We start from the raw sequence: 24,984 nt of genomic DNA, 5'->3' as shown, positions 1-24,984 counted from the left end.
CATCACAGCTGAACAGGTCGCAGTAAGCGATGCCATGCTTTTGGATCAGGACGAGGCTCATCTGTGCCCAGACTGCAAGGGCCGCGGCGTCATCTTTTACCCTGCGGTGTGCGGGGCGGCAGACATGCCGTGCCACTGTGGCGGCGACGATGAGAACCGCATCGATCTAAGCGCCCCTGATGATCCGGGGGCTGCATGATGCCTCTCAACCAGTCACAGAGAGCATTCAGCAGTGCCGCCCAGTGGGTCGCCTGGTGCGCCCTTGCAGGAAGTCTCCTGATGATCGCCGCGCTTTTGGTGCTGCCATGACAGCAGCCTGCGAGCGCTTCCCCAACCCATTCGATACCGATCACCCGGCCGTGTTGGCGCTGCTAAAGACTGGACGATCGCGCGTCTCTTATGTGCCAGCAACGAGCAAGAACCGCCACTGGGCGGCCGTCGAGCTGTACGTCTACTGGATGTGGGGACTGCTTCCGCATCTGCCGCGAGAGGTTCGTCGTCGTTTGCCGTTGTGTCTGCCTGAGCGCCCGTCCTTTGCAGAGATCAAGGCTGCTCTGACAGAGGAAGCGCCCCAGCGCTGCTGTCCTGCAGATCATTCCTGTCACGTCGATGTCCTGTCTTACATCGCGAACACGAAGGGCTTTCCAGCTCACACGCCGTTGCGTGGGCCCGCTCCTGAGCGGCGCCGAAGCTCTTCGCCGGCCGAGCGTGATGAGCTCGCCCGCAATGCATACCGCCGCTCCAACCGATGGGGGATCTGATGGAAGCGCTTTTCCTAGTTGTGCCGATCCTCGGCCTCGTCATTTGGCTCAGCCTTGCATCCATGCGCCATGAGCGCCGCCGCCTCGACCGGACTAGCGATCGAGTGCGTGAGCAGACTCCTGAGCAACGCTTCCGTGAAGCCTTCGATGATCTCACGGGGGCCTGACCAATGCCACAAGTATCCCAAGAGTCCGAGATCGAAAACCTACAGAACCGGATCCAGCGCAAGCGCCAGGCACACCAGAGCACGCGCGATGATGAGGCCCGGTTGCGCCAGCTTCGCACCAAGCAACTTCGCAGTGAAGTCCGCGCAATGAAGAGGAAGCCGCGTTAATGACCGAAGATGTCGGCACCACTCCCCGGAAGCCGCTCACGCCGACCCAACGTCTGAAGCTGTTCGAAACATTCGAGGGCCGTTGCGTCCTCTGCGAACGGAAGATTGGGGCTGGCGAGCCATGGATCGATGAGCACCTTCGCGCTCTCGGCCTCGGCGGCACGAACGCCGCTGAGAACCGCGGGCCCGCTCACAAAGCCTGCGCCGACGCCAAGACCCACGGCAAGGACGGAGATTTGGCACGGATCGCAAAGGCCAAGCGCGTGAAGATGCGTCATCTCGGCATTCGTCAGCGTAAAGGCCCGGCTATCCCCGGCAGCCGGGATAGTGGCTGGAAGCGCAAGTTGGATGGCACGCTCGAACGGAGGTCAAAATGAATGCGCCTAGCAGGATCTCGCGCTGGACCGAGCCGTTTCCGTCAGATCAGCAACCCTGTGCGCGACGTTCGAGCGCCGCAAGGCTCTCGGGAGTGCGCGAGCGCCGCTGCCCTCTCGGCAAGTTCAGCATCTGCCATGCTGGAACTATGATCGAAGCTGAGAAGGATACCGCCACAATCATAAGCAGAACTAGTGTCATTGGAAACCTCATACTCAAACTGGCGCCCGTAAACCTCTGCACAGTGAGTATGGTGAATGACTATAGTTACTGGAGCGTTAGTGGCGACCTCTCGATTGCTAGAAGGCGGCAAAGAAAAGGGCCGCTATTCCAGCGGCCCCAAGGTCGGAAATCGAAACTTCCAGAGGGAACAACACAGGGGGAGGAGATCCTGTGTCTCCCTTTAGATGGTGGCTCAAACAACCGTCTGCCACCCGAGCATTTGCCCGACTGCCATGCACCCAATGCAGTCGTCTCAGCCTTGAAAGTGCTTGAACGCGTTCCAGCGTGGCCGGTCGAGCCAGGTCAAAAAGAAAGGCCGCTACAACACCGCGGCCCGAGGTCCAATGTTCTCGTAAGGGAACGGCCCGATATGCCCCCAAATCAGCCCGTACAGAAGAGTGTGCGGCACCATGGTTAACGACAGCTTAACATCATCACTAAACAAGGTTCGTGAAAGACTGAACAGAGACAATGGAGCAGGTACGATGTCCTCCCTTCGGTTGTTCGCCAAGAGACACAATAATGAACAATATGTCCTATCCCGCTCCTCGTAACAGCAAAGCGTATATCAAGGTTTGTCGCCAGAATGCACTTCATAGGCAGGGTGGGCTCTGCCACTACTGTGATACACCTCTCACCAGTGAAACCGTGACAGCGGATCACAAACACCCTCGCGCAAAGGGTGGGCGGCACACGTCGATGAACATCGCTGCGGCATGCTCGGATTGTAACAATGCCAAAGGCAATATGACTGAGGGGCAGTTCTTCAAGGCCGTAAAGAAACCACCAAGCGCAACCACTCCATTTCCGATCATGCTTGCGTGGATGCGACGCAAACTCAACACCCAGACAAAACGCTCATCCCGCCGCCTCGATAAACAGTTCAATCCTAGTGTCAGAAGATCAAGTGATGTGCCTTAGCCCCATCGTGGCCAAGCTCACCGTCTCAAACTCATAGGAAAGCCATGAGCCTCAACCCATTGAAGGGACTCCCCCGCTCTCCAATGCAGAAAGGCATTCAGGCCGTTGGTACGGTCATGGAGATAGATGAAAGATGAGCAGGCTAGCCGAGCACATTTCAGCTCCTTTAGCCCCACGTCGCGGACTGAACCGCGAGCAGGCCGCCGCCTACATCGGGGTCGGACTGAGCAAGTTCGATGCCATGGTCGATGACGGACGGATGCCTAAGCCAAAGAGGGTAGACCGGCGCAAGGTCTGGGACATTCGCGCACTCGACTTGGCTTTCGACGAACTGCCGAGCGAAGATACGGGCGATGAGGTTAACGATTGGGATTGACGATGGCCCATATCAAGCTGCCCTACGTCCAGGAGTTCGTGGACCGGCACGGCAAGGTGCGCCGCTATTTCCGGCGCAATGGCAAGAGAACGCCGCTGCCAGGCCTGCCGGGATCGAAGGAATTCAGGCTGGCCTATGAAGCCGCTATGGCCGGGAATTGGGACGGGGAGCAGCAGGACAAGGACACCTCGCCGCCCGGCTCCATGAGTCGTCTGATCGCGCTCTATTACTCGTCGGCCACCTTCAAGGGCCTGGAGCCTATCACGCAATCCAGCTACCGGAACGAAATTGAGAAGATCCGTCGCGACCACGGCGACAAGCGCGTGGCGATGCTCCGACGCGAGCACGTGAAGAAGCTCTTTTCAGAGAAGGCCGACAAGCCAGGTGCCGCGAACAAGTTTCTGCGCCACATGCGGACGCTGATGCGGTTCGCGATCGACGAGAATTGGCGCGGCGATGATCCGACGTTCGGCATTCGCAAGATGAAAATCAAGGACGGCGGCTTCCGCGCTTGGACCGATGACGACATTGCGGCCTTTGAAGCAAAGTGGCCGGTCGGATCAAGAGAACGGCTTGCGCTTTCTCTGCTTCTCTACACCGCGCAAAGACGATCTGATGTCATCCGCATGGGCTGGCAACATGTCCGCAACGGCATGATCCAAGTGAAGCAGCAAAAGACCGGCACACCACTGTGGATACCGATCCATCCCAACCTAAATTCCGTGCTTCAGGCTACCCCTCGTGCTAACATGACCTTCCTCATGACAGCGAAAGGCAAGCCATTTACTTCAGCAGGGTTCGGGAACTACTTTTCAGAGGCGTCACGCGATGCCAGGTGCTCGCCTGGATGCTCCGCGCACGGGTTGCGGAAAGCGGCGGCCCGTCGTCTGGCCGAGGCTGGATGCACCTCCAAACAGATCCAAGCGGTCACCGGCCACAAGAGTCTGGATGAGGTCGAGCGCTACACGAAAGAGGTCGAGCAGGTGCTGCTTGCCCAGCAGGCAATGGCCCTGGTGAGCACAAAGCCGAAACGGCCAGTGTCAAACCGAGTGTCAACCCAGAAAAAAGCTAAAGCAAAAACAAATGCTTAGGGATAAGGTGGTGGGCCCGGCAGGACTCGAACCTGCAACCAGACCGTTATGAGCGGCCGGCTCTAACCATTGAGCTACAGGCCCTTCCAAGGAAGGTCTGATACCATCTAATCGAGGGAGAGCCGTTCGTCACCCCCTGATTGGCAGGGTACCCGGCCTCCGATCGGGCAATATGTGCGGCACCGCCCGGGACACCCTATATTCCCGAGCGAATGCCTGAAAGAGCCCTATCGGGGCCGGATCAGGCGGCATCGAAGGAGAGATCTGGTGGGGTTGCTGGTCAACGGGGTCTGGCAGGACCGGTGGTACGACACGAAGAGCACCGGTGGGCGATTCGTCCGGAACAGCACGGCTTTTCGCAACTGGATCACGCCGGACGGCGCGCCGGGCCCTACAGGAACGGGCGGATTTCCGGCGGAAGCGGGGCGATACCATCTTTACGTCTCTCTGGCGTGCCCCTGGGCGCATCGCACGCTGATCATGCGCAAGCTCAAGGGCCTGGAGGCGATGATCGGCCTTTCGGTGGTGCATTGGCGCATGCTGGAGAATGGCTGGACCTTCGAGGAGGGCCCCGGCACGATCCCGGACCCGATCCATGGCGCCCACTATCTCCACCAGATCTACACGGCGGCGGAACCTTCCTATACGGGCCGTGTGACGGTGCCCGTGCTCTGGGACAAGGAGAAGGCCGCCATCGTCAGCAACGAATCCGCCGAGATCCTGCGCATGTTCAACGCGGCCTTCGATCGCCTCGGCGCAACACCCGGCGACTATTACCCGGAACACCTGCGGGTCGAGATCGACGAACTGAACGCGCGCATCTACGACACCGTCAACAACGGCGTCTACAAGGCGGGCTTCGCCACCGCCCAGCAGGCCTATGAGGAAGCCATCCACCCCCTCTTCGAAACGCTGGATTGGCTCGATGCGCGCCTCGCCTCGCGGCGCTATCTTTGCGGCGGTGCTCTGACCGAGGCGGATATCAGACTGTTCACGTCGCTCGTGCGGTTCGATCCGGTCTATGTGGGACACTTCAAGTGCAACCTGCGACGGATCGCGGATTATCCGAACCTGTCGGGCTACCTGCGCGATGTCTACCAGACTGGCGACATCGCCGAGACGGTGAACATGCAGCACATCAAGGCGCATTACTACGAGAGCCACAAGACCATCAATCCAACCGGCATCGTTCCGCTCGGCCCTCTCATGGATCTCGACGCGCCGCACGGTCGCGAGCGGCTCTAAGGCTGTTTCCAGTTACGTGGCATCGGATCTCTTCCCGTGCGCCGCTTGGTGCGAAAAACCGGCGTCGCTTTCTCGTGCAGAACCTCAAGGCTTGTAGACTTCGACCTCTTCCTCGAAGCCTTCGACCGCATGGGTGCCGAGCGGATGGGGATTGCCCCATAGGTGCTCCACGAAGGGCTTCGACATGAGCAGCGGTTCGCCGAGGCGCTTGTTGAGATCGGCGATCCGGCTCGCAAGGTTCACGTCCCGTCCGATCACCGTGAAATCAAGGCGCTGGCCCGAGCCCACATTGCCATAGGCCGCGTCACCATGGTGCAGGGCAAGGCCGACATTGATCTGCACGGGAAAGCGGCCCTCGTTGTTCGCCGCCTCGATGCGCCGCAAGGCTTTGGTTGCCGCCGTCAGGGCCGATTGCGCCGCGCCGCCGGTGTCGTCGCCGCGATCGCGCACGATGGCGAGAAGCCCGTCGCCCAGATACTTCAGCACCTCTCCCCCCTCATCCTCGATGGGCGGCACGAGACAGTCGAAGTAGTTGTTCAGCAGGTCCACCGCGCTTTCGGGGCTCAAGGAGGAAGATATGCGCGTGTATTCGCGCATGTCCGCGAAGAGGATCGCGGAGCGGATGCGCGTCACCTGCCCGCGCTGAATGGCGCCCGAGAGAATGGCCCTGTGGGGTTCGTCGCCGACATAGATCCGCAGAACCTCGTCCAGCCGGTTGCTGGTGGCTCGCAGTTCCGTGACGAGCGCGAAGGACGGCATCACGAGGCGAAGAATCGTCAATCCCTGCCGCCCGAAGCCCTCGGGCGCCCGAGTGGCGAACGAGATGGCATTCTGCGCCCCATTGGTGAAGCTGATCGGGATCGTCAGATAATGACGATATCCCGCCTGCTTCAGCTCCGGAATGATCGGGAACAGATCGTCGGGCGTTTCGGCGAGGTCGAGGATGAGCCACTCGCCCGTGCGGTTCACATGGGCGAAGGGGCTTGTCTGATAGATCGTTTCGCGCCGGTCGCCATGCGGGAGATAGCGGACGATGGTTCCGTCCTCTCGGGTCCAGAAGCGCCCGATCCCGGCATATTCGGAATGCAGCGCCTCGATGGCCGATACAGCCCGGTCGATCGGCAGGCCCAGAACGATCAGCCGGTGGAGGAACCCGTCCAGAACCTCGTTCGAATCCTCCATCCGGGACGCCGTGGTCACGAGCCAGTCCCGCAATGCGATGACCCGCGGGAGGGTTTCCACGTCGAGACTGCGGGCCAGGGACAGAAGGTCGTCCGGAAGGGCTGCCAGGGGGGAGAGCGACATCATAGAGCCAAGGTGTGTTGTTCCCGCGGATCCTTCAAGACGCGGGGAGGCATGACGTGAGAAAAGATGCTATGCGCTCCAAAAAGGGCAATCATTTTGACAGGGCGCCCTCATCGTCATAGAGCCGGACCATGCCAAGCATCGAGACGCTTTTCGTCACCAAGATCTACCGCGCCGAACTGACGGGCGCGAAAGCCGAGCGCCGCAACGCGGAACTCGAAGGAGCCTGCCTGTCCATCGCAGAGGACGACGAGGCCGGCCAGCGCTGGTGCGCCAAAAACGGCTATCCGGGCTACACCTCCTACGCGTCGCTCAACGACCTGCCCTGGCGAGTGCCGGTGTTCGGGGACCTGCTGAAAGAGGTCGACAAGCACGTGGCTTCCTTCGCCAAGGAGCTTGAGTACGATCTCCAGGGGCGCAAGCTCGTCATGGACAGCCTATGGATCAACATCCTGCCGCCCGGCGGGATCCATACGTCTCATATCCACCCGCATTCCGTGATCAGCGGCACCTATTACGTGACGATCCCGGAAGGCGCGAGCGCGCTCAAGCTCGAGGACCCACGCCTCGGCTTCATGATGGCGGCGCCGCCCCGCAAGGCGAAGGCCAAGCCCGAGAACCGGCAATTCGCCTATATGAAGCCTGTGCCCGGGACGGTGATGCTTTGGGAGAGCTGGCTCCGCCACGAGGTGCCCCTCAACGAGGCGGACAGCGAGCGCATCAGCATCAGCTTCAACTATTCCTGGCAATAGAGGCGAGCGGGACTTGGCACAGTTTCGCTTCCGGCGCTCGCCGTATCCTCACCTGTCGCGTCATGGCCGGATTGAATCCGGCCATCCACGTCTCGAGGAACCCGCCGGGTCAGGGGCTCAGATGCCGGGAACGGCGATGAGAGCGAAAGGCCCCCTCACACCTCGGCCCACATCCTGAACAGGTTGGCGCTGCTCTTCGCGATGAGGTCGAATTCCGGGGTCTTGCCCGCTTGGGCGAACAGGTTGCGGCGCGCGGTTTCGAGATCGAACAGAAGCTCCCGTTTGGCGCTGTCGCGGATATAGCTCTGCGCCCAGCCCACCGCCACGAGGCGCTCTCCATGAGTCACCGGAGCGACGCGATGAAGGCTCGTGGAATCGTAGGCCACCAGATGGCCTACTGGCAGCTTGATCTCCTCCTCGCCCGAGACGGATTCGATGACGAGCTCGCCCCCCTCATACGCTTCGGGATCGGACAGAAAGAGGGTGAACGACACATCCGTGCGCACCCCGTCCATCAGTGGATTGTCCACATGGGATCCGTATTGCTTGCCCTGGCCGTAGCGGCTGAAGAGAAGCGGCGTCAGGGCCTTGGGCCGGGCGGCGAGCTGAAAGACTTCGTTCGACTGAATGGCCTTCGTGACCCGCTCGCGCAGGAGCGTAAGGGCGGCGCCTTCCCGCGCCTGCTCGTTGTCCTTCACGAGCTTCGCACTCCACCCCGCCGTGGACCGGCCGTCCTCGAACCGCATGGACCCGAGCGTGGCGCGGATCTCCTCGATCTCGCCGGGAGACAGAACATCCGCAATGGTGATCAACATCGTGCGCCCAACCTTCAGACTTGCCTTCGGGTCTCTTAGGATGTAGCTAAGTGCTTGTAAAGCATGACAGTTTTTAAGTTTTCTAAACTAGCCGCCAGCGGCCTTGACCTGCTGGGAGGGGGACAAAGATGAAAAAGCGTAAGATTTGGGCGGGCTTGAGCACCGCCGTTCTCGTCGCGGCTCCGGTTGCCTCACAGGCTGCGGGCATGCCGCTGCATTCTCATGCGGTGGTCGAGGCAAAGGCGAATCAGCACCTGCTGCAGCTCGCCCAGGCTCACCAGGGCCACGCGGCACCGGCGACTGCCGGCGGCGAGGGCGAGAGTGGCGAAGGTGAAGGCGCCGCAAAGCTCGCTCCCCCTCTTCATCTTTACCGCGGGATCGAAATGATCCGCGGCCATCTGATCGTCGGCAACGAGCTGGTCGAGGCGGGCCGCTGGGCCGATGCCCTGCCCCACTTCCTGCACCCGGAAGAGGAGATCTATGCCAGCCTGCGTGACGATCTGAAGGCTTTCAACATCGCGCCGTTCCAGGCGGCCCTGAAGTCGCTGTCTCAGACCGTGAAGGCGAAGAACAAGGACGCCTATGCCCGCGCCCGCGCCACCCTGGGCGAGCGCCTTGCCGCAGCGGAGACAGCCGTTCGCGCGAAGGAGGAGAAGGGACTCTCCTTCACGCTCGAAACCGCCCTGGAGGTCCTGCAGCAGGCCGCCGACGAATATGAAGAGGCGATCGAGAAGAACCGCATCGCGAACGTGGTCGAATACCAGGACGCACGCGGCTTCGTGTTCGAGGCCGATCGGCTCGTGGGCACCGTGATGCAGGACGCCAGCGCCAAGGATGCCGAGGCGGCAAAAGCCCTCAAGGCGAGCCTCGATGAGCTGAAGGCCGTATTCCCTGCCGTGATGCCTCCCAAGCAGCCGGTCAAGAGCGCAAGCGACTTCCTGAGCGCCATCGCCAATTTCGAACTTCAGCTCGGGAACTTTCAGTAACTCGCAACGATGCGCAAAGGCCTGCACATTCGGCGGCGGATCGGGTCCGCCTTGATCGTCGCCACGCTGGTAGGAGGTGCGGCGGGCTCCCCCGCTGCCCTTGATGCCGAGCATTGGCGGCAGGCCTTCGCGCGTCCCGACCATGCCCCCGCGCCTGCGGACAACCCCACGACACCCGAGAAGGTGAAGCTGGGCGCCGCCCTTTTCGAGGACACGCGGCTTTCGGGGTCCGGCAACGTCTCGTGCGCGACCTGCCACCAGGGGGAGCTGTCGTTTTCCGACGGAGTCGACCGTCATCCCGGTCTCGACGGTCGTCCCCTCGACCGGCGCACGCCGCCGCTCTGGAACATGGCCTGGGGTCTCTCCTGGTTCTGGGACGGGCGCGCCGCGAGCCTGGAGGCCCAGGCCGCGATCCCGATCGAGAACAAGCGTGAGATGGCAGGAGACCTGCAAAGCGCCATCAGGACGCTTGCCGCCGATCCGCTGATGCAAAGTTCCTTTCGGGCCGCCTTCCCCGAAGATCCCGCCGTCACACGGGAGAACCTCGCAAAGGCGCTCGCCGCTTTCGAACGCACTTTGGTCTCGCCGGAAACGCGCTTCGATCGATGGGTCGAGGGCAATGACGAGGCCCTCGACAAGGACGAACTTGCGGGTCTCTCGCTGTTCGTCGGGAAAGCCGGCTGCGTCGCCTGCCATCAGGGCTGGCGCTTCACGGACGAAGCCTTCCACGACATCGGGCTTGCCGGCGCGGACAAGGGGCGCGGCCCGATCCTCGGCGTGAAAGCGGCCGACCATGCGTTCAAGACCCCGAGCTTGCGCGAGCGCGTGTGGAGCGCGCCTTACATGCATGACGGTTCGCTCGCCACCTTCGAGGACGTGGTGGACCACTACGCCAAGGGTATCGTGAAGCGCCCCACTCTCTCGGCCGACCTTCCGCAATCCATCGACCTCACCGAGGGCGAGCGCGCCCAGCTGGTCGCATTCCTCAACACGATTTCGAGCGATGATCCGCCACGCCCCGCAAGCCTGCCGCCAAAGACCATGACCTGGGGCGCAACGGCCGAGGCGGTCTCCACCACGACCGTGAGCCAGAAGGACAAGCGTTTCGCGCCCGGCGCCATTCTGCTGAAGCTTGGCGAAGCCCTGCGCATCGTCAACGACGACACCCGCACGCACAATGTGCGCATCGACGGTGGGAACATGCACTTCAATTCCGACGGACAGAACCCCGGCGACACGGTGACCCTCGGCTTCGATCAGCCCGGCCATTACGACATCATCTGCGGCATCCACCCGGAGATGCGACTGAGCGTTGACGTGGCCTCCGCCACCTTGCACTAAGCATCGGACGTAAAAAGTGGATTTGCCCTTTTGGGATTCACTCCGATGCTCCCTTCCTGGAAAGAGCGCATCGTTCTTGCGAAAAACCGGGGCCACTTTTTCGCACGATGCGCTAGCCTCACAAAATCAACGCCTCGTTTCCGGCGGCACGTCCTTGAGGGCTGCGATATAAGAGAGGCATGCATAGCGACGACACACTCTTTGCCGCCCTGATCGCCCGCGATCCCTCCTATGAGGGCTTCGCCTATGTCGGCGTGAAGACCACCGGCATCTTTTGCCGCCTCACCTGCCCGGCCCGCAAGCCGAAGCGCGACAACGTGGCTTTCTTCGGAAGCTGCGAGGAGGCGCAGAATGCGGGCTTCCGCGCCTGCCTGCGCTGCAGGCCGTTGGAGCGTCAGCGGCCGGCGAGCGGTGCTCTGGACACCCTGCGCGGGAAAATCAGAGCCGAGCCGGAGCGCCGATGGAACGCCGAAGACCTCCGGGCCCTCGGCTATGATCCGTCGACGGTCCGCCGCGCCTTTCAACGCGAATACGGCGTCACCTTCGCCCAGTATGCGCGCTCTCAACGTCTGGGGAACGCAGTCGACCGTCTGCAACGAGGAGGCTCGGTGATGGATGCGCAACTGGACGCCGGATATGAATCCGGGAGCGGATTTCGGGAGGCGATCACGAAGCTCGTCGGGGATGCGCCCCTGCGGGCGACAGGGCGAACCATCCTGACGGCGCGATGGCTGGATACCCCCATCGGCGCCATGCTGGCCATCATGGACGACCGAGGCTTGCACCTGCTCGAGTTCGCCGAGCGCGCGGCGCTTCCCACGGAAATCGCAAGGCTGAAGTCCCGCGTCGGACCGATCTGTTTCGGCAACAGCTCGGTTCTCGAAGAGCTGACCTTCCAGATCGAGCGCTATTTCTCCGGCCAGTCTCCATCGTTCGACATCCCCATCGTGCAGAGCGGCAGCGCCTTCGAGGAGAGCGTCTGGAAGGCTCTGCGCGAGATTCCTGCAGGCAGCACGCGCAGTTATGGCGAGATCGCCCGCATCATGGGGCGCCCCGATGCGCCGCGCGCCGTGGCCCGGGCCAATGGCGCCAATCAGGTGGCCATCATCGTTCCCTGCCACCGTGTGATCGGAGCCGACGGGTCTCTGACTGGATACGGCGGCAAGCTCTGGCGCAAGAAATGGCTGCTCGAGCACGAGCGGCGCATGGCCGCCGGTCCGGTGCCGGCCGCGCAGCGATACGAGCAACCGGAGCTTGCGCGTTAGAGCGCCGTGCGGACCCAGCGGGCCGCGCTAGCGAAAAGTGGACCTGGTTGTCCGCTCAAACGATGCGCTCTTTCTAGGAAGGGAGCATCGGGTGCAAGACCGGTTCCCACTCCCCGCGTCCGATGCTGTAGGCCGCGCCTCAGGCGCGGCCCCTCTCGATCTTCGGCAGGAAATAGGTGAGAAGCCCGATCGCCGGCAGGAACGACACGACCTTGTAGACCGTCTCGATGCTGGTCAGGTCGGCAAGTTCCCCGAGCACCGCAGCGCCCAGACCACCCATGCCGAACGATAGCCCGAAGAACAGCCCCGCGATCGTACCGACCCGGCCCGGAACGAGTTCCGTCGCATAGACCAGGATGGCGGAGAATGCGGATGCGAGCACAAGGCCGATGATCACGCTGAGGATCGTCGTCCAGAACAGGTTGGCGTAGGGCAGCATCAGCGTGAACGGCAGCACGCCGAGGATCGAAATCCAGATCACGTAGCGCCGCCCGATCCTGTCGCCGATGGGACCGCCGATCACCGTGCCGGCCGCCACCGAGCCGAGGAAGATGAAGAGGTAGATCTGAGCTTCCTGCACCGTCACCTGGAACTTGGAGATCAGGTAGAAGGTGAAGTAGCTCGAGATGCTGGCGGTATAGAAGTTCTTGGAGAAGACGAGCAGCATCAGGATCGTGATCGACACGGCGATGCGCCGGCGTGACAGGGGCGATGTCGTCGCTGCGGCCCGCGGCTTGGCCTTCAGATCCACGACCCTCGCCCGATACCACCGCCCCACATTGAACAGGATGATCATGGCGAGCAGCGCGACGCCCGAGAACCAGGCGATGCTCGCCTGACCGAACGGCACGACGATGAAGGCCGCAAGCAGCGGGCCAAGCGACGAGCCCAGATTGCCGCCGACCTGGAACACCGATTGAGCCAGCCCATGCCGCCCGCCGGACGCCATGCGGGCCACGCGGGAGGATTCCGGGTGGAACACGGAAGAGCCCATGCCCACCAGGGCCGCTCCCGTGAGCAGCAGCGGATAGGAACTCGCGCGGGACAGGGTGAGCAGGCCGATGAGCGTGAAGCCCATGCCGACCACCAGGGAGAAGGGCAGCGGCTTCTTGTCGGTATAGGAACCTACCAGGGGCTGCAACAGAGAAGCGGTCAGCTGGAACGTGAGCGTGAGCAGGCCGATCTGGCCGAAATCGAGATGGAAGTTCGCCTTGAGGATCGGATAGATCGCCGGCAGCAGGGACTGGATCAGGTCGTTGAGAAGATGGGAGACGCTGATCGCCACCAGGATCGGGACGGTCACCCGCTCGATGGAGGTCCGAACCGGCGCGGCGGCAAAGGCAGGCGACTTGGTGTCCATTGGCGTTCTTGAGGTTAGGCCAAGCGACGCCCGGCCGGGAAGGCGTTTCCGAACCGGCTGTATACCAGATTGTTTCCCCATGACCCCCATAGGATCGTGCAAGGCAGGGTTGTTACGTCGGCAATAGATAATGTTCCTAGGTTACAAAAACCGGCCCTTGCCGCCACAAGTTTATCCTAATCCGGCGCTAGCCAGATCCGGACGAAGGGCGCTGGATGAACCGGCCCCGAATACGATGAGGCGATAAGGGGCATTCCTCATGGCACAGGCTACCGCCTACGAGCAGCTCATGCTCGAACTGGTGAATTCCGCACGGGCGAAGGTCGGCGCACAGCCGCTCGCCTTCAACAGCGCCCTCAACACGTCTTCCGATTCGCACACGAACTGGATGATCGCGACGGATACGTTCTCCCACACGGGCGTGAACGGCTCGACGCCGACGGCGCGCATGAAGAGCGCGGGCTATGTCTTCAGCGGCTCCTGGTCTTCGGCCGAGAACATCGCCTGGGCCAGCACCCGCAGCCCCTCAGGCTACCAGGACGAAGTGAAGCTCCTGCACGACAATCTCATGAACAGCCCCGGCCATAAGGCCAATATCCTGAACGGCACGTTCCGCGAAATCGGGATCGGCTTCAACACAGGTTCCTATCAGGGCTGGGACGGCGCTTTCGTCACCGAGAACTTCGCGCGGTCCGGGTCGAAGGTGTTTCTCACCGGCGTGACCATGGACGACAAGGACGGCGACCGTTTCTATGACGTCGGCGAGGCCCTGGGCAGCGTGACGGTCACTGCAGTGAGCGCCACCGGCACGCGTTATACGACGACATCAGGGAGCGCAGGCGGCTACAGCCTCGCCTTGACGGCCGGCACCTACAAGGTGACCTATTCGGGCGGCGGCGTCGCTCCCATAACGAAGCAGGTGACGATCGGGGCCAGCAACGTGAAGCTCGATCTTGTCGACCCGGTCATGGTGAAGACGATTACCGGCACGGCAGGCGCGAACACCCTCAACGGCTCGCCGGGCGCCGATGTGATCAAGGGCAATGCGGGAGACGACAAGCTCAATGGCCTCGCCGGCAACGACAAGATCTACGGTGACGGCGGCAAGGACACGCTCGACGGAGGAGCCGGCAACGACACTCTCACCGGCGGCGCCGATGCGGACGTGTTCCGCTTTTCCGGAAAGTGGGGTTCCGACAAGATCGTGGATTTCCAGGATGGAGTCGACCATATCGACCTGCGCGGCAATGCCCTGAATTTCAGCGCCTTGTCGATCACGCAGGTCAATGCCGACAGCGACGGACGGGTGGACGATGTCGTCATCAAGGCCGGCGGACAGACGATCACGCTGTTGAACGTGCAGAAAGCCATGATCGGCGCTGCGGATTTCCTGTTCTGACCGCGATCGAGACAGGACGCCATGAGGCAGGATGCCTCCTGCCTCACCGGTCCTGGTTCTGGGTCATGGCAACTGTCTTCCCATGCCGCTTTCGATAAGTTCCAGCACTCTGCGGCTTCACGAAGAGCATGCGGATTTCGGGATGTTGCTCCCTCACCTGCGCCTCGATCCGCGTAACGCAATCCTCGATATCGGCCGTCGTCAGATCGTCCAGGAAATCGATGCTCAGGGCGGCGACCACCTGCCTCGGCGCGAGATGAACGGTGAGGATCCCGTTGGCGCGCTCGATGGCGGGATCGGCCTGGGCGATGCGGAGAATGGAGTCCTGCAGGCCGGCGCGCGCCGACTCGCCGATCAGGAGCCCCTTCGTTTCCCGCGCAAGCGCAAGGGCCGTGAACGCCAGCACGAGGCCGATTCCGATGGACGCGACGCCATCGAGTTCAGGGATCTCGAAGGCGTGGGCTGCCGATATGCCGATGAGCGCAATGGTCAGTCCGACGAGAGCCGCGCTGTCTTCGAACAGAACCGTGAAGGTCGTCGGATCCTTGCTTTCGCGCACGGCCCGGAAATAGCCCAGGTTCCCCTTCGCACGCCGGAATTCCTTGAGGGCCACCCACCAGGACCCTCCCTCGAAGAGAAGCGACAGCCCCAGAACAACGTAGTTGATGGTCGGATCCTCCACATGGACCGGACGGCGAATGTGGCTGATGCCTTCGTAGAGCGAGACGCCGGCGCCGAGGGCGAAGATCATGATCGCGACGATGAAGGTCCAGAAATAGAGTTCGCGACCATAGCCGAGCGGGTGATGGACATCGGCGGGCCGTGCCGCCTGGCGCAGCCCGTAGAGAAGCAGCAGCTCGTTGCCCGTATCGACGAGGGAATGCACGCCCTCGCTCAGCATGGCCGAGCTTCCCGTCCAGGCGGCTGCGACGAACTTGGTGACGGCAATCAGCAGATTGCCCAGGAGCGCCGCATAAATGACCTTTCTGGATGAGTTCTGTGATGCCATTGTCCGCTTGCTCCTCGACAAGCCCAACGAGCAGAACTCGGAATCTGTTTCCTCGGCGGCGCGCCTAGTACGGACGGGATCGGCCCGATCCCATGATCATCCGATGAGCCATTTCAACACGATCGGCAGCAGCAGAGCCGTGACCAGGGCATTGAGCCCCATGGCGATGCCGGCGAATGTGCCTGCAAGGGAGTTCACCTGAAAGGCCCGGGCTGTTCCGATCCCGTGAGAGGCAAGTCCCACGGCAAAGCCGCGGGCCCGCCAGTCCTTCATGCGCAGGGCATTCATGAGCGGCGTCACCATGACGGAGCCGATGACGCCGGTGAACATGAGAGAATGGCCGTCAATGCCGGATCGCCCCCAAGCGTTTCCGCGATGCCCATTCCGACCGGCGCCGTGACGGATTTCGGCGCCAGCGAGATGAGAATGGAGCGGGGCATGTCGAACAATTGCGCGACCGCGACCGCCGACGCGATGGCCGTTACGGAGCCCACGCCCAGCGCGACCACCATGGGCACGAGGGCGCGCAGCACAATTCGGCGGTTCTCGTAGAGCGGAATAGCCAGCGCGACGGTGGCGGGACCGAGCAGGAAGTGAACGAACTTCGCGCCTTCGAAATAGACCGGATAGGCCGTGCCCGTAACCCAGAGCACGAGCGCAACCGCGATGACGGATATCAGAACCGGATTGCACAGGGGGTGTCGCCTGAAGGCTTGCGAGATGCGGTCGGCGATCACATAGGCGCCCAGCGTCACGACGAGCCAGAGCAGCGGTGTCTGCGAGAGGTAAACCCAGAGGGAGAAGGCCTGATCGGTCATGACGTCACTCCCGGCTTGCCGTCATCCGCGATCTCCATGGCGGAACCGCTCAGACGGGACACGACCACGAAGGCCACCACGGTCACGACGAGCGTCACGAAAGTCGAAACGACCAGGGCCAGGACAAGACCGACCCCGTGCGTCTCCAGCACATCCAGCCGCTGCACGACGCCGACGCTCGCCGGGATGAACAGGAGCGACAGATGCGCGAGCAATCCCTTGCCCGTCGAGTCCAGCGTGCGACCGAACTCAGGCACCGTTTTCTTGACCCGGTCACGCAGGCTCAAGACGGCAAGCAGGATCAGCATCCCGAGAACCGGGCCCGGCACAGGCCAGCCGAAGCCGTGGACCACCACCTCGCCGATGAGTTGGCAAAGAAGAATGACGGTTAAACTGACGATCATGGGCGGCCTCAGCGACGATACGTGAATTCATGCCGTCCTATATACCGTCCGTGCGTGAGCATGGCAGATTGTTGAGCCGTCTCGTTCCCGTGACTGTCTTCCTAAGCTTGGCCATGATACCAGGACGCCGAAGGGCCGACCCAGGAGGCACAGCTCGCAGCCCCACAAGCGGCACAAGGTAGACCGGGCCATGAACGACACGTCTCTTCTTCTGCGTCTGGGCGTTGCGCTCGCCATAGGGCTTCTCGTCGGCCTCGTGCGCGGCTGGCAACAGCGGGATGAAGAGGAAGGCGAACGCACGGCGGGTTTGCGGACCTACACGCTCACGGCCGTGCTTGGCGCCCTGTCGGCTCTCCTTGGGACATATACGAATCCCGCCTTTCTCGGCCTCTCCTTCCTCGGTTTCGCGATCGCGTTCGGGGCCTTCGCCTGGCTGGAAGCCAAGAGCGAGCAGAACTTCAGCGTAACGGGTGTGATCGCGGCCCTGCTGACCTTCGCCCTCGGCGCCTATGCGGTACTGGGCGATCTGCAGATTGCGATCGCGGTCGGTGTGATCGTGACCCTCATTCTCGCCCTCAAGCAGCCGCTTCACTCCTGGCTCCGGCGCCTGACATGGCTCGAAATCCGCTCCGTCCTTATCCTGCTGGCCATGACGTTCCTGGCGCTCCCGCTGCTGCCGAACGGAACGGTGGCCCCCTGGGATGCGATCAACCCGGCGCAGATCTGGCTTTACGCGATCATCATCGCGGCCATCTCGTTCGCGGGGTATGTCGCCATCCGCATCATGGGCAGCCAGGCCGGCGTGGCCCTGGCAGCCCTTGCGGGAGGTCTTGCCTCGTCGACCGCAACGACGGCGACCCTCTCGCGCATGGCGCGCGAGCACCCGGAGGCGAGCTCTCTGTTGGCCGGCGGCATCCTGCTCTCGGGCTCGGTCATGATCGTGCGCGTCCTCGTCATCGCGGGCGCCTTGAACAACGCTCTCGTTCTGCCGCTCGCGTGGCCGCTGGGAGCGGCGGGCTTCGTGACCGCCGCCACGGCGGGCCTGCTCTTCCTGACCCGCGGCAAAGGAAGCAAGGAGCATCCTCGATTGGATATCAAAAATCCCTTCGATCTCGGAACGGCCCTGCAGCTGGCTGCGCTGATCGCCGCCATCAGCCTGCTTGCGAAGCTGATGAGCGGCCTCATGGGCAACGCGGGCCTCACGATCCTCGCGGCCATCTCGGGCCTCGCGGATGTCGATGCGATCACGCTGTCCCTTGCCCGCCTGTCGCACGACGGAATTTCTGCCGGCGCCGCCGCGCTCGGCATCGGCATCGCCGTTGCCGTCAACACGGTCGTGAAGGCTGGAATGACGCTCACCTTGGGAACGCCGAAAGCCGGATGGATCGTCTCCGGCACGAGCCTCGCGGCCATCGTGGCAGGCGGGACGGCATTTGTGTTCTTCAATTGGTAAGCTGTAGCGCGAAAGCGAGAGCGCGATCAGTTCTCTCAATTTGCGGCTTCGCAGCTGGGGCACGAAGTGGATCTCTGCACAAAGTAGCGAACTCCGCACTGAGGGCAGGTTGCGACGAGGTCCATCTGAACCCCGAAGTTATCCCAATCCATTTTCTCCTGGTGCAATTCACGGGCCGCCTCCAGCGAGTCGGCTTCTATTCGATGCAGGAGAATGGGCTTTTCCAGCCAAGCCCCAATGACCTCATGCGGTTGATTTCACTCAAGGATGTGAGTTCAACACTGTTATCGATCTCGTCGTACCAAGCTTCGACGATTTCCAAGACCGCTCCCGCATTGGATCATTGCCGCAAGAAAAAGGCGGGCTGTGAGGCCCGCCTTTTTAACCTGCTCAGTTGTCCAGGAAGCTCCTGAGCTTCCGCGACCGCGAAGGATGCTTCAGCTTGCGCAAGGCCTTCGCCTCGATCTGACGAATGCGCTCGCGGGTCACCGAGAACTGCTGACCGACCTCTTCGAGGGTGTGGTCGGTGTTCATGCCGATGCCGAAGCGCATGCGCAGCACGCGTTCCTCGCGCGGCGTGAGCGAAGCCAGAACGCGCGTGGTGGTCTCGCGCAGGTTCGACTGGATCGCCGCGTCGATGGGCAGGATCGCATTCTTGTCCTCGATGAAGTCGCCGAGATGCGAATCCTCCTCGTCGCCGATAGGCGTTTCGAGGGAGATCGGCTCCTTGGCTATCTTGAGAACCTTGCGCACCTTCTCCAGCGGCATGGCGAGCTTTTCCGCCAGCTCCTCCGGAGTCGGCTCGCGGCCGATCTCATGCAGCATCTGGCGCGACGTACGGACGATCTTGTTGATCGTCTCGATCATGTGCACCGGGATGCGGATCGTGCGGGCCTGATCGGCAATGGAGCGCGTGATCGCCTGACGAATCCACCACGTAGCATAGGTCGAGAACTTGTAACCGCGGCGGTACTCGAACTTGTCGACCGCCTTCATGAGGCCGATATTGCCCTCCTGGATCAGATCCAGGAACTGAAGGCCGCGGTTCGTGTACTTCTTGGCGATGGAGATCACGAGACGCAGGTTCGCCTCGATCATTTCCTTCTTCGCCTGGCGCGCTTCGCGCTCGCCCTTCTGCACCATCATGACGATGCGGCGGAATTCCTGGATTTCCAGGCCGGTCTCGCTCGCCAGGTTGTGGATCTGCTCGCGCAGGTCGTGGATGCCGTCCTTCGCCTTGGCGACGAAGTCCTTCCAGCCTCTGCCGCCGAGCTTCGAGACGCGCAGCACCCATTTGGGATCGAGTTCCCAACCCTGGTAGTGCCTGAGGAACTCCTCGCGGGCGACGCCATGGCTCTCGGCCAGACGCATCAGGCGGCCCTCATGGGAGATGAGGCGCTTGTTGATGTCGTAGAGCTGCTCGACCAGCGCTTCGATGCGGTTGTTGTTCAGCGACAGCGACTTCACCGCAGCCACGATATCCGACTTCAGCTCGCGGTACTTGCGCTCCTGAGCCGGGGTCAGCTGCTTGTTCTGCATGCGCTGCTCCACATGCTCGACCTGGAGGCGGCGCAGCTTCTTGTAGTTGTCGGCGATGGAATCGAAGGTCTCGAGAACCCGCGGCTTTAGCTCGGCCTCCATGGCCGAGAGCGACACGTTGTTCTCCATGTCGTCGTCGTCCATCTCGCCCTCGGGCGGGGTCAACCCCTCCTCGCCCTCCGGCGCCTCTTCCTCGCTCTCCTCGCCCAGGGCATCGACCTTGGGCGCGCCCTTGCCGTCGGGTCCGGCATAGGTGGCCTCGAGATCGATGATGTCGCGCAGGAGCACCCGGCCTTCGACGAGCTCGTCGCGCCAGATGATGATGGCCTGGAAGGTCAGCGGGCTTTCGCAGAGGCCCGCGATCATGGCCTCGCGGCCGGCCTCGATGCGCTTTGCAATGGCGATTTCGCCTTCGCGGGAGAGAAGCTCCACCGAGCCCATCTCGCGCAGATACATGCGCACCGGGTCGTCCGTGCGGTCGGTCGGTTCCTTGGCCGTGGTCTCGCGGACCGCGACGGCACGGGTCTGGGACGCCTCGACGAGATCGCCGCCGTCGGCCTCTTCCTCCTCCGCCTCGGTCTGGGCGCCCTCCTCCGTCTCCTCGGACTCGACGACATTGATGCCCATCTCGGAAAGCTGGCCGAGCACATCCTCGATCTGCTCCGAGGAGAACTCCTCCGGAGGCAGAACCTCGTTCAACTCATCATACGTGACATAGCCGCGCTTCTTCGCGAGCTTGATCATCCGTTTAACGGCGGCATCGCTCAGGTCGAGCAGAGGCCCATCGCTCGTTTGCTCCGGAGCTGTCGTCTCGCCTTCTTCCCGTTCGGTTGCCTTCGTTGCCATGCTTTGCCTTACTCCAGCGCCCCGTCGGCCCCCCCAACGGGACCTACGATGCGCGAATGGGCAGCAAGGCCTCTGGGCCCGGCCACCCGGAAATTCCTGACTATAAAACAGTAAGTCAATTGACTAACCGTTAACCAACTCCCGCCCGCGAGGGCCTCATCTCGATCTCAGAAACCGGCTCCCCCAGCGGACCCGTTCTTGTCCAAGTCGGCCTCGGCACCCTCGACGGAGGACAGTTGGTTTTGGACCTCTCGCAGCCAGGCGAGATTGGCCTCATTGTCCTCTTCGGCGAGTGCGCGCTCGGCGGCCCGAAGTTCGCTATGTAACGTGCGCGCACGGCGATGCAAGGTGATGGCTTGCCTCAATGCGTCTTCAAGCCGCAAGGGATCCGCGTGCGGATCGAGCATCCAGCGGTCGCCGGGACGGACCAGGGCGTTCAACCTGTCCGCCGCCTGGCTCATCCCGGCCCGCTCCAGGCGGGCCTGCATCACGGTCGGATCGGCCGGTTCGCCGCTCGCGGCGCCATCCAGCAGGAGACTGCGCATCATTTGGGCGGCGCGCCCCTCAAGTTCAAGATCTGCAAGGGTTTCTGCGTGATTTTGAATGAGGTCCGGATGCGCCAGGAAGGTGCAGAGCATCATCGCCTCCCGGGGGCTTTCCGCCGTTCCACCGGTAAAGAGAGGGCTGCGCGCCAGGAGCGGCGACACGCTCAAACGGGCGCTCGGGGTGGTTGGACCGGGCCCACGGAAATCCCGCCGCCCCCCTCTCCCCTGACGGTTGAAACGACCGGCGCGAGGATCGGGGCTTAAAGCCGCAAGACGGCTTTCGATCTCCTCCCGGTAGTACCGTTTGAGGGTTTCGTCGCGAATCAGCGCAAGTGATTCGCGCAGTCGGCGCTCCAGAGCGGCCCGCCGCTCGGGGGTGTCGAGGGGAGCAGCCTCGGCCTCCCGCGCCCAGAGGACGTCCACCAGGGGCTTGGCCGTGGCGAGCACCCGCTCGACCGCGCTCCGCCCACCGGAACGGGCCAGGTCGTCCGGATCCTGGCCCTCGGGCAACAGGGCAAAGCGCAGGGATCTGCCGGCGGCGATGTTCGGCAGCGCCGTATCGAGGGCGCGATAGGCTGCCCGCTGGCCGGCCTTGTCGCCGTCGAAGCAGAGGATCGGCTCTTCCGAGAGGCGCCACAGAAGCGTAAGCTGGTCCTCCGTAAGCGCCGTCCCGAGGGGAGCGACCGCGTTGGGAAAGCCCGCGACGGTCAGCGAGATCACATCCACATAGCCCTCGACCGCAATCACCGTGCCCCGGTCGTGGGCGGCTTGGCGCGCGAGGTGATAGTTGTAGAGAAGCCGCCCCTTGTTGAAGAGCGGCGTATCCGGCGAGTTCAGGTATTTCGCCGGCGCATCGGCGCTCATGGCGCGCCCGCCGAAGGCGATCACGCGACCTCGCACGTCGCAGATCGGGAACATCACCCGATCGCGGAAGCGGTCGTAAGGGACCTTCACGTCCTCGGCTGCGATCAACAGTCCCGCCTCCACCATCATCTCGATGGAAACGCCCTTCCCGGCGAGATGATCGCGCAGGGAAAAGCGCTCCGGAGGCGCATAGCCGATCCGGAAGCGCTTCTGCGTCTCCGGGCTCAACGAGCGGCCCGCCAGGTAATCGCGCGGCTTCAGCCCGAAGCGCCCTTGAAGAGAGGTCTCGAAGAACTCGGCCGCCATCTCCATGACGTCGTAGAGCGTCTTGCGCTTCACCTCCTCGGCCCGGTCCTCGGGCGCGAGCTTGGGCAGGGGCACTCCCGCCTCACCCGCCAGCCGCTCCACCGCCTCCGGGAAGGAGAGCCCTTCGGTCTCCATGACGAACGTGAAGATGTCCCCGTGCTTGCCGGACGAGAAGCAGTGATAGAACTGTTTCTGGTCGTTCACGTAGAAGGACGGCGTCTTCTCCGTATTGAAGGGGGAGAGGCCCTTCCATTCCCGTCCTGCTTTCTTCAGGCGGACGCGCTTGCCCACGACGGCCGAAACCGGCAGCCGGGCGCGGATCTCTTCCAGAATCTGGGGCGGGTAGCGCACGAAGCGTAAATCTCCAAACCTGCTCCATAAACTAGGGCGGCGAAGCTGGAGAATGAAAGAGAATGGCCAAGCCGTCCTGTGCCCGCAATCCACAGGTGCGGACCGCTTCTTCCAGACGGCGGATCGGCAATTCCTACGATAGATCGTTTCATTCGATCCTGCTGGCGCTCGAACTGCCGGCCATCGGCTCCCGCAAGATTTTCAAGCATCGATGAAGCCGGCGACAGCTTCGGTTCTCGCCGATACGGTCATCCGCCCCTCAGGGATGGGCGACCGGCAGCTCCACCCGCGCCACGAGGCCGCTCCGGTCCGCGCGATTGTCGAGCAGGACCTGCGCCCCGACCCGGGCTGCCAGAGCCTTGACGATCGAGAGCCCGAGCCCCGTTCCCTCCTGGTCGCCCGTTCCGCGAACGAAGGGATCGAACACGCGGGGGAGCAGCTCTTCAGGGATCCCCTGCCCCGTGTCGGCGATCTCGACAGTCACCGTTCCCTCCTCCGACCGGAACGAAAGATCGACATGCCCGCCGCGCGGCGTGTAGCGGATCGCATTGTCGAGCAGGTTCGAGAACAGCATCTCGAGATCGTGCCGCTCGGCCCTGATCGGAATCGGCGCCATTTCGGCCGAGGAAATCGTGATCTCCTTGCTCTCCGCCTGCGGTATCAGACAGGCGATCGCCTCCTGCAGGACTTCCGAAAGCGGGACCGGCGCGGGGGCATCGAGAGCCGGAAGGGTTTCCGCGCGCGCGAGCACGAGCAGTTGGCTGGTCAGGGCCGACATCCGCAGGATGCCGAGCTCCATTTCATCGAGCATTCCGCCTGCCCCGGTAAGGTTCCCCAGCTGCCGCAGGTTGCGCACCTGAATTCTGAGGGCAGTGAGAGGGGTGCGTAGCTGATGCGCGGCATTCGAGACGAACTGCCGCTGAGCGGTCAGCATGATCCTGACGCGCGAAAGGGCTTCGTTCATCGCTCCGACGAGGGGGACGATCTCACCGGGAAGGTCGGAGGAGGAAAGCTGCTGCGTCGAGTCGGGCTGCCGCGCCAGCAGATCGCGGGTCAGATGGTCCACCGGGCTGAGAATACGGCCGACGACCCACCGCACCAGGAGCCAGGAGATGGGAATGAGCAGAAAGGTGGTGACGAGCGCCGGCAAAGCCGCCTTGAGGGCGAGTTCCCTGCGCACCAGTGCCTGCTGCGAAACCTGGACGGTCCCGTCATCCAGGACCCAGGTATAGCTGCGCCATCCTCCCTCCGGAGTGGTGAAACTCGAAAAGCCGGTCTTCGTTTGACGGGGCAGATCGAAGTTGGGCGGAAAGGATTTGAGCAAGCGCCCATCCGGATCCCAGGCCTGCACGACGATCATATCGGACGCGTTCAGCGGAGGCGCGGGCATCTGGGCCAGGTCGTCGACGGAGCCGACCACATCGAGCGCGATACCCCGCATCTGATCGTCGAGGAAATTGTCGGGATCCTGCTGCGCGACGATGTAGGCTCCCACGCCGCCCGCCAGCCCGAAAGAGATCAGAAGCAGCGTGAACCACATCGTGAGCTGTTTGCGGAGTGAGCTTCGATGCGTCATTTGGCGACCATCCAGCCGACACCCCGGACATTGCGGATGATGTCGTTGTCGAACTTGCGGCGGATATAATAGATCAGAACGTCGACGGCGTTGCTCTCGACCTCCTCGCCCCACCCATAGAGCGCATCCTCCAGCTGCTTTCGCGACAGGATGGCTCCGGGCCGCTCCAGCAGCGCCTGCATGAGCGCGAACTCACGCGCCGGCAGAAGCTGGGAAACGCCCTTGTAGGTCGCCTGACGACCTGCGAGATCCAGCACGATTTCGGACGACTGGATCAGCGACGTGGCATGCCCGGCGTGACGACGGACGACGGCCCTGATCCGGGCCGCGAGTTCGTCGAAATCGAAGGGCTTCACCACGAAGTCGTCTGCGCCGAGATCGAGGCCTGCCACTCGGGTCTCGATATCGTCATGCGCCGTGATGATCAGGACGGGTGTCGTATCCTTGCGGCGCCGCAAGTCCTTCAGGACGTCGAGGCCGGCCTTGTCGGGCAGCCCCAGGTCGAGCAGCACAACGGAATACGGCGTCGCACTGAGGGCTACGAGAGCATCCTCGCCCGTACGGGCCCAATCGACCGCGATCCCCGTCCCTTCGAAGGCCTGGGTCAAGCTGCGTCCGATCAGAGGATCGTCCTCGACCAGCAGAATCCGCATGTCACACGCCCTTTGTTGAAAGACGAGTTCAACGCCAACAAGAGGAACGCTCAAGGATGCATTTTGCCGCC

Annotated in this window: 21 protein-coding genes, 1 tRNA gene and 1 pseudogene; 12 read left to right on the top strand and 11 right to left on the bottom strand. The window is 62.7% G+C overall.

The annotated features are described in order from the left end of the window. Positions 1–1,095: 1,095 nt before the first annotated feature. The 4 genes from AB8841_RS14865 to AB8841_RS14850 all read left to right on the top strand — a co-directional run bounded on the left by AB8841_RS14865 (position 1,096) and on the right by AB8841_RS14850 (position 4,081). Positions 1,096–1,473: a hypothetical protein gene (locus tag AB8841_RS14865; RefSeq protein WP_370436607.1), complete on the top strand. Its 378-nt coding sequence runs from the start codon at positions 1,096–1,098 to the stop codon at positions 1,471–1,473. Between the two features lie 691 nt (positions 1,474–2,164). Then, positions 2,165–2,614 carry an HNH endonuclease gene (locus AB8841_RS14860; protein ID WP_370436606.1) on the top strand — a complete coding sequence of 150 codons (450 nt, stop codon included), beginning with the start codon at positions 2,165–2,167 and terminating at the stop codon, positions 2,612–2,614. 133 nt (positions 2,615–2,747) lie between these two features. Continuing rightward, a complete protein-coding gene (locus AB8841_RS14855; RefSeq protein ID WP_370436605.1) occupies positions 2,748–2,990 on the top strand; it encodes a hypothetical protein in 243 nt (80 codons plus the stop codon). Between the two features lie 2 nt (positions 2,991–2,992). Then, positions 2,993–4,081: a tyrosine-type recombinase/integrase gene (locus tag AB8841_RS14850; RefSeq protein ID WP_370436604.1), complete on the top strand. Its 1,089-nt coding sequence runs from the start codon at positions 2,993–2,995 to the stop codon at positions 4,079–4,081. An 8-nt stretch (positions 4,082–4,089) separates the two neighbouring features. On the opposite strand, the gene AB8841_RS14845 is transcribed toward AB8841_RS14850, so the two are convergent. Beyond that, positions 4,090–4,165 (bottom strand) — tRNA-Ile (locus AB8841_RS14845). Between the two features lie 183 nt (positions 4,166–4,348). Between AB8841_RS14845 and AB8841_RS14840 the strand changes: the two genes are divergently transcribed. Beyond that, positions 4,349–5,326, top strand: coding sequence for a glutathione S-transferase family protein (locus AB8841_RS14840; protein WP_370436603.1), 978 nt, complete (start codon positions 4,349–4,351; stop codon positions 5,324–5,326). Positions 5,327–5,410: 84 nt separating this feature from the next. Here the strand turns inward: AB8841_RS14840 and AB8841_RS14835 are convergent, their stop codons facing one another. Continuing rightward, complete coding sequence (locus tag AB8841_RS14835) at positions 5,411–6,634, bottom strand: adenylate/guanylate cyclase domain-containing protein (protein ID WP_370436602.1); 1,224 nt, start codon at positions 6,632–6,634, stop codon at positions 5,411–5,413. A 128-nt stretch (positions 6,635–6,762) separates the two neighbouring features. Here AB8841_RS14835 and AB8841_RS14830 point away from each other — a divergent pair, with 128 nt between their 5' ends. Continuing rightward, positions 6,763–7,383, top strand: coding sequence for a TIGR02466 family protein (locus tag AB8841_RS14830; protein ID WP_370436601.1), 621 nt, complete (start codon positions 6,763–6,765; stop codon positions 7,381–7,383). Positions 7,384–7,538: 155 nt separating this feature from the next. On the opposite strand, the gene AB8841_RS14825 is transcribed toward AB8841_RS14830, so the two are convergent. Then, positions 7,539–8,198, bottom strand: coding sequence for a Fe2+-dependent dioxygenase (locus AB8841_RS14825; RefSeq protein WP_370436600.1), 660 nt, complete (start codon positions 8,196–8,198; stop codon positions 7,539–7,541). Positions 8,199–8,326: 128 nt separating this feature from the next. Between AB8841_RS14825 and AB8841_RS14820 the strand changes: the two genes are divergently transcribed. The 3 genes from AB8841_RS14820 (at position 8,327) to AB8841_RS14810 (ending at position 11,790) form a co-directional block, all read left to right on the top strand. Then, positions 8,327–9,184 carry a hypothetical protein gene (locus AB8841_RS14820; RefSeq protein ID WP_370436599.1) on the top strand — a complete coding sequence of 286 codons (858 nt, stop codon included), beginning with the start codon at positions 8,327–8,329 and terminating at the stop codon, positions 9,182–9,184. A gap of 51 nt (positions 9,185–9,235) precedes the next feature. Next, complete coding sequence (locus tag AB8841_RS14815) at positions 9,236–10,525, top strand: cytochrome c peroxidase (protein ID WP_370436598.1); 1,290 nt, start codon at positions 9,236–9,238, stop codon at positions 10,523–10,525. A 179-nt stretch (positions 10,526–10,704) separates the two neighbouring features. Then, positions 10,705–11,790, top strand: a complete 1,086-nt coding sequence (locus AB8841_RS14810) for a bifunctional transcriptional activator/DNA repair enzyme AdaA (protein ID WP_370436597.1) — start codon at positions 10,705–10,707, stop codon at positions 11,788–11,790. Between the two features lie 139 nt (positions 11,791–11,929). On the opposite strand, the gene AB8841_RS14805 is transcribed toward AB8841_RS14810, so the two are convergent. Further along, positions 11,930–13,150 (bottom strand): MFS transporter, encoded by a 1,221-nt coding sequence (locus AB8841_RS14805; RefSeq protein WP_370436596.1) that lies wholly within the window; start codon positions 13,148–13,150, stop codon positions 11,930–11,932. Positions 13,151–13,409: 259 nt separating this feature from the next. Between AB8841_RS14805 and AB8841_RS14800 the strand changes: the two genes are divergently transcribed. After that, a complete protein-coding gene (locus AB8841_RS14800) occupies positions 13,410–14,549 on the top strand; it encodes a CAP domain-containing protein (RefSeq protein WP_370436595.1) in 1,140 nt (379 codons plus the stop codon). A 43-nt stretch (positions 14,550–14,592) separates the two neighbouring features. Here the strand turns inward: AB8841_RS14800 and AB8841_RS14795 are convergent, their stop codons facing one another. The 3 genes and pseudogenes from AB8841_RS14795 to AB8841_RS14785 form a co-directional block, all read right to left on the bottom strand. Beyond that, the gene (locus tag AB8841_RS14795; RefSeq protein ID WP_370436594.1) at positions 14,593–15,558 is read right to left on the bottom strand and encodes a cation diffusion facilitator family transporter; all 966 of its coding nucleotides are present in this window, start codon (positions 15,556–15,558) and stop codon (positions 14,593–14,595) included. Positions 15,559–15,654: 96 nt separating this feature from the next. Then, positions 15,655–16,376, bottom strand: a pseudogene (locus AB8841_RS14790) (LrgB family protein). After that, positions 16,373–16,780, bottom strand: a complete 408-nt coding sequence (locus AB8841_RS14785; protein WP_370436593.1) for a CidA/LrgA family protein — start codon at positions 16,778–16,780, stop codon at positions 16,373–16,375. The pseudogene AB8841_RS14790 and the gene AB8841_RS14785 overlap by 4 nt, the downstream one beginning before the upstream one ends. A gap of 190 nt (positions 16,781–16,970) precedes the next feature. On the opposite strand from AB8841_RS14785, the gene AB8841_RS14780 reads away from it, so the two are divergent. Continuing rightward, the gene (locus tag AB8841_RS14780; RefSeq protein ID WP_370436592.1) at positions 16,971–18,233 is read left to right on the top strand and encodes an MgtC/SapB family protein; all 1,263 of its coding nucleotides are present in this window, start codon (positions 16,971–16,973) and stop codon (positions 18,231–18,233) included. Positions 18,234–18,623: 390 nt separating this feature from the next. Here the strand turns inward: AB8841_RS14780 and rpoD are convergent, their stop codons facing one another. Then, a complete protein-coding gene (gene rpoD, locus AB8841_RS14775) occupies positions 18,624–20,618 on the bottom strand; it encodes an RNA polymerase sigma factor RpoD (RefSeq protein ID WP_370436591.1) in 1,995 nt (664 codons plus the stop codon). 167 nt (positions 20,619–20,785) lie between these two features. Then, a complete protein-coding gene (gene dnaG / locus AB8841_RS14770; RefSeq protein WP_370436590.1) occupies positions 20,786–22,684 on the bottom strand; it encodes a DNA primase in 1,899 nt (632 codons plus the stop codon). A 62-nt stretch (positions 22,685–22,746) separates the two neighbouring features. On the opposite strand from dnaG, the gene AB8841_RS14765 reads away from it, so the two are divergent. Then, positions 22,747–22,899 carry a hypothetical protein gene (locus tag AB8841_RS14765; protein WP_370436589.1) on the top strand — a complete coding sequence of 51 codons (153 nt, stop codon included), beginning with the start codon at positions 22,747–22,749 and terminating at the stop codon, positions 22,897–22,899. A gap of 44 nt (positions 22,900–22,943) precedes the next feature. Here the strand turns inward: AB8841_RS14765 and AB8841_RS14760 are convergent, their stop codons facing one another. Together AB8841_RS14760 and AB8841_RS14755 are read right to left on the bottom strand one after the other, a co-directional pair. Then, positions 22,944–24,260, bottom strand: a complete 1,317-nt coding sequence (locus AB8841_RS14760) for a sensor histidine kinase (protein ID WP_370436588.1) — start codon at positions 24,258–24,260, stop codon at positions 22,944–22,946. Then, complete coding sequence (locus AB8841_RS14755) at positions 24,257–24,913, bottom strand: response regulator transcription factor (RefSeq protein WP_370436587.1); 657 nt, start codon at positions 24,911–24,913, stop codon at positions 24,257–24,259. Before AB8841_RS14755 ends, AB8841_RS14760 begins: the two co-directional genes overlap by 4 nt. Between the last annotated feature and the right edge of the window lie 71 nt (positions 24,914–24,984).

It is taken from the genome of Microvirga sp. TS319, assembly GCF_041276405.1.
GTDB lineage: Bacteria > Pseudomonadota > Alphaproteobacteria > Rhizobiales > Beijerinckiaceae > Microvirga.
The sequence above is the reverse complement of the archived record's forward strand: the minus strand, read 5'-3'. Positions and strand labels throughout refer to the sequence as shown.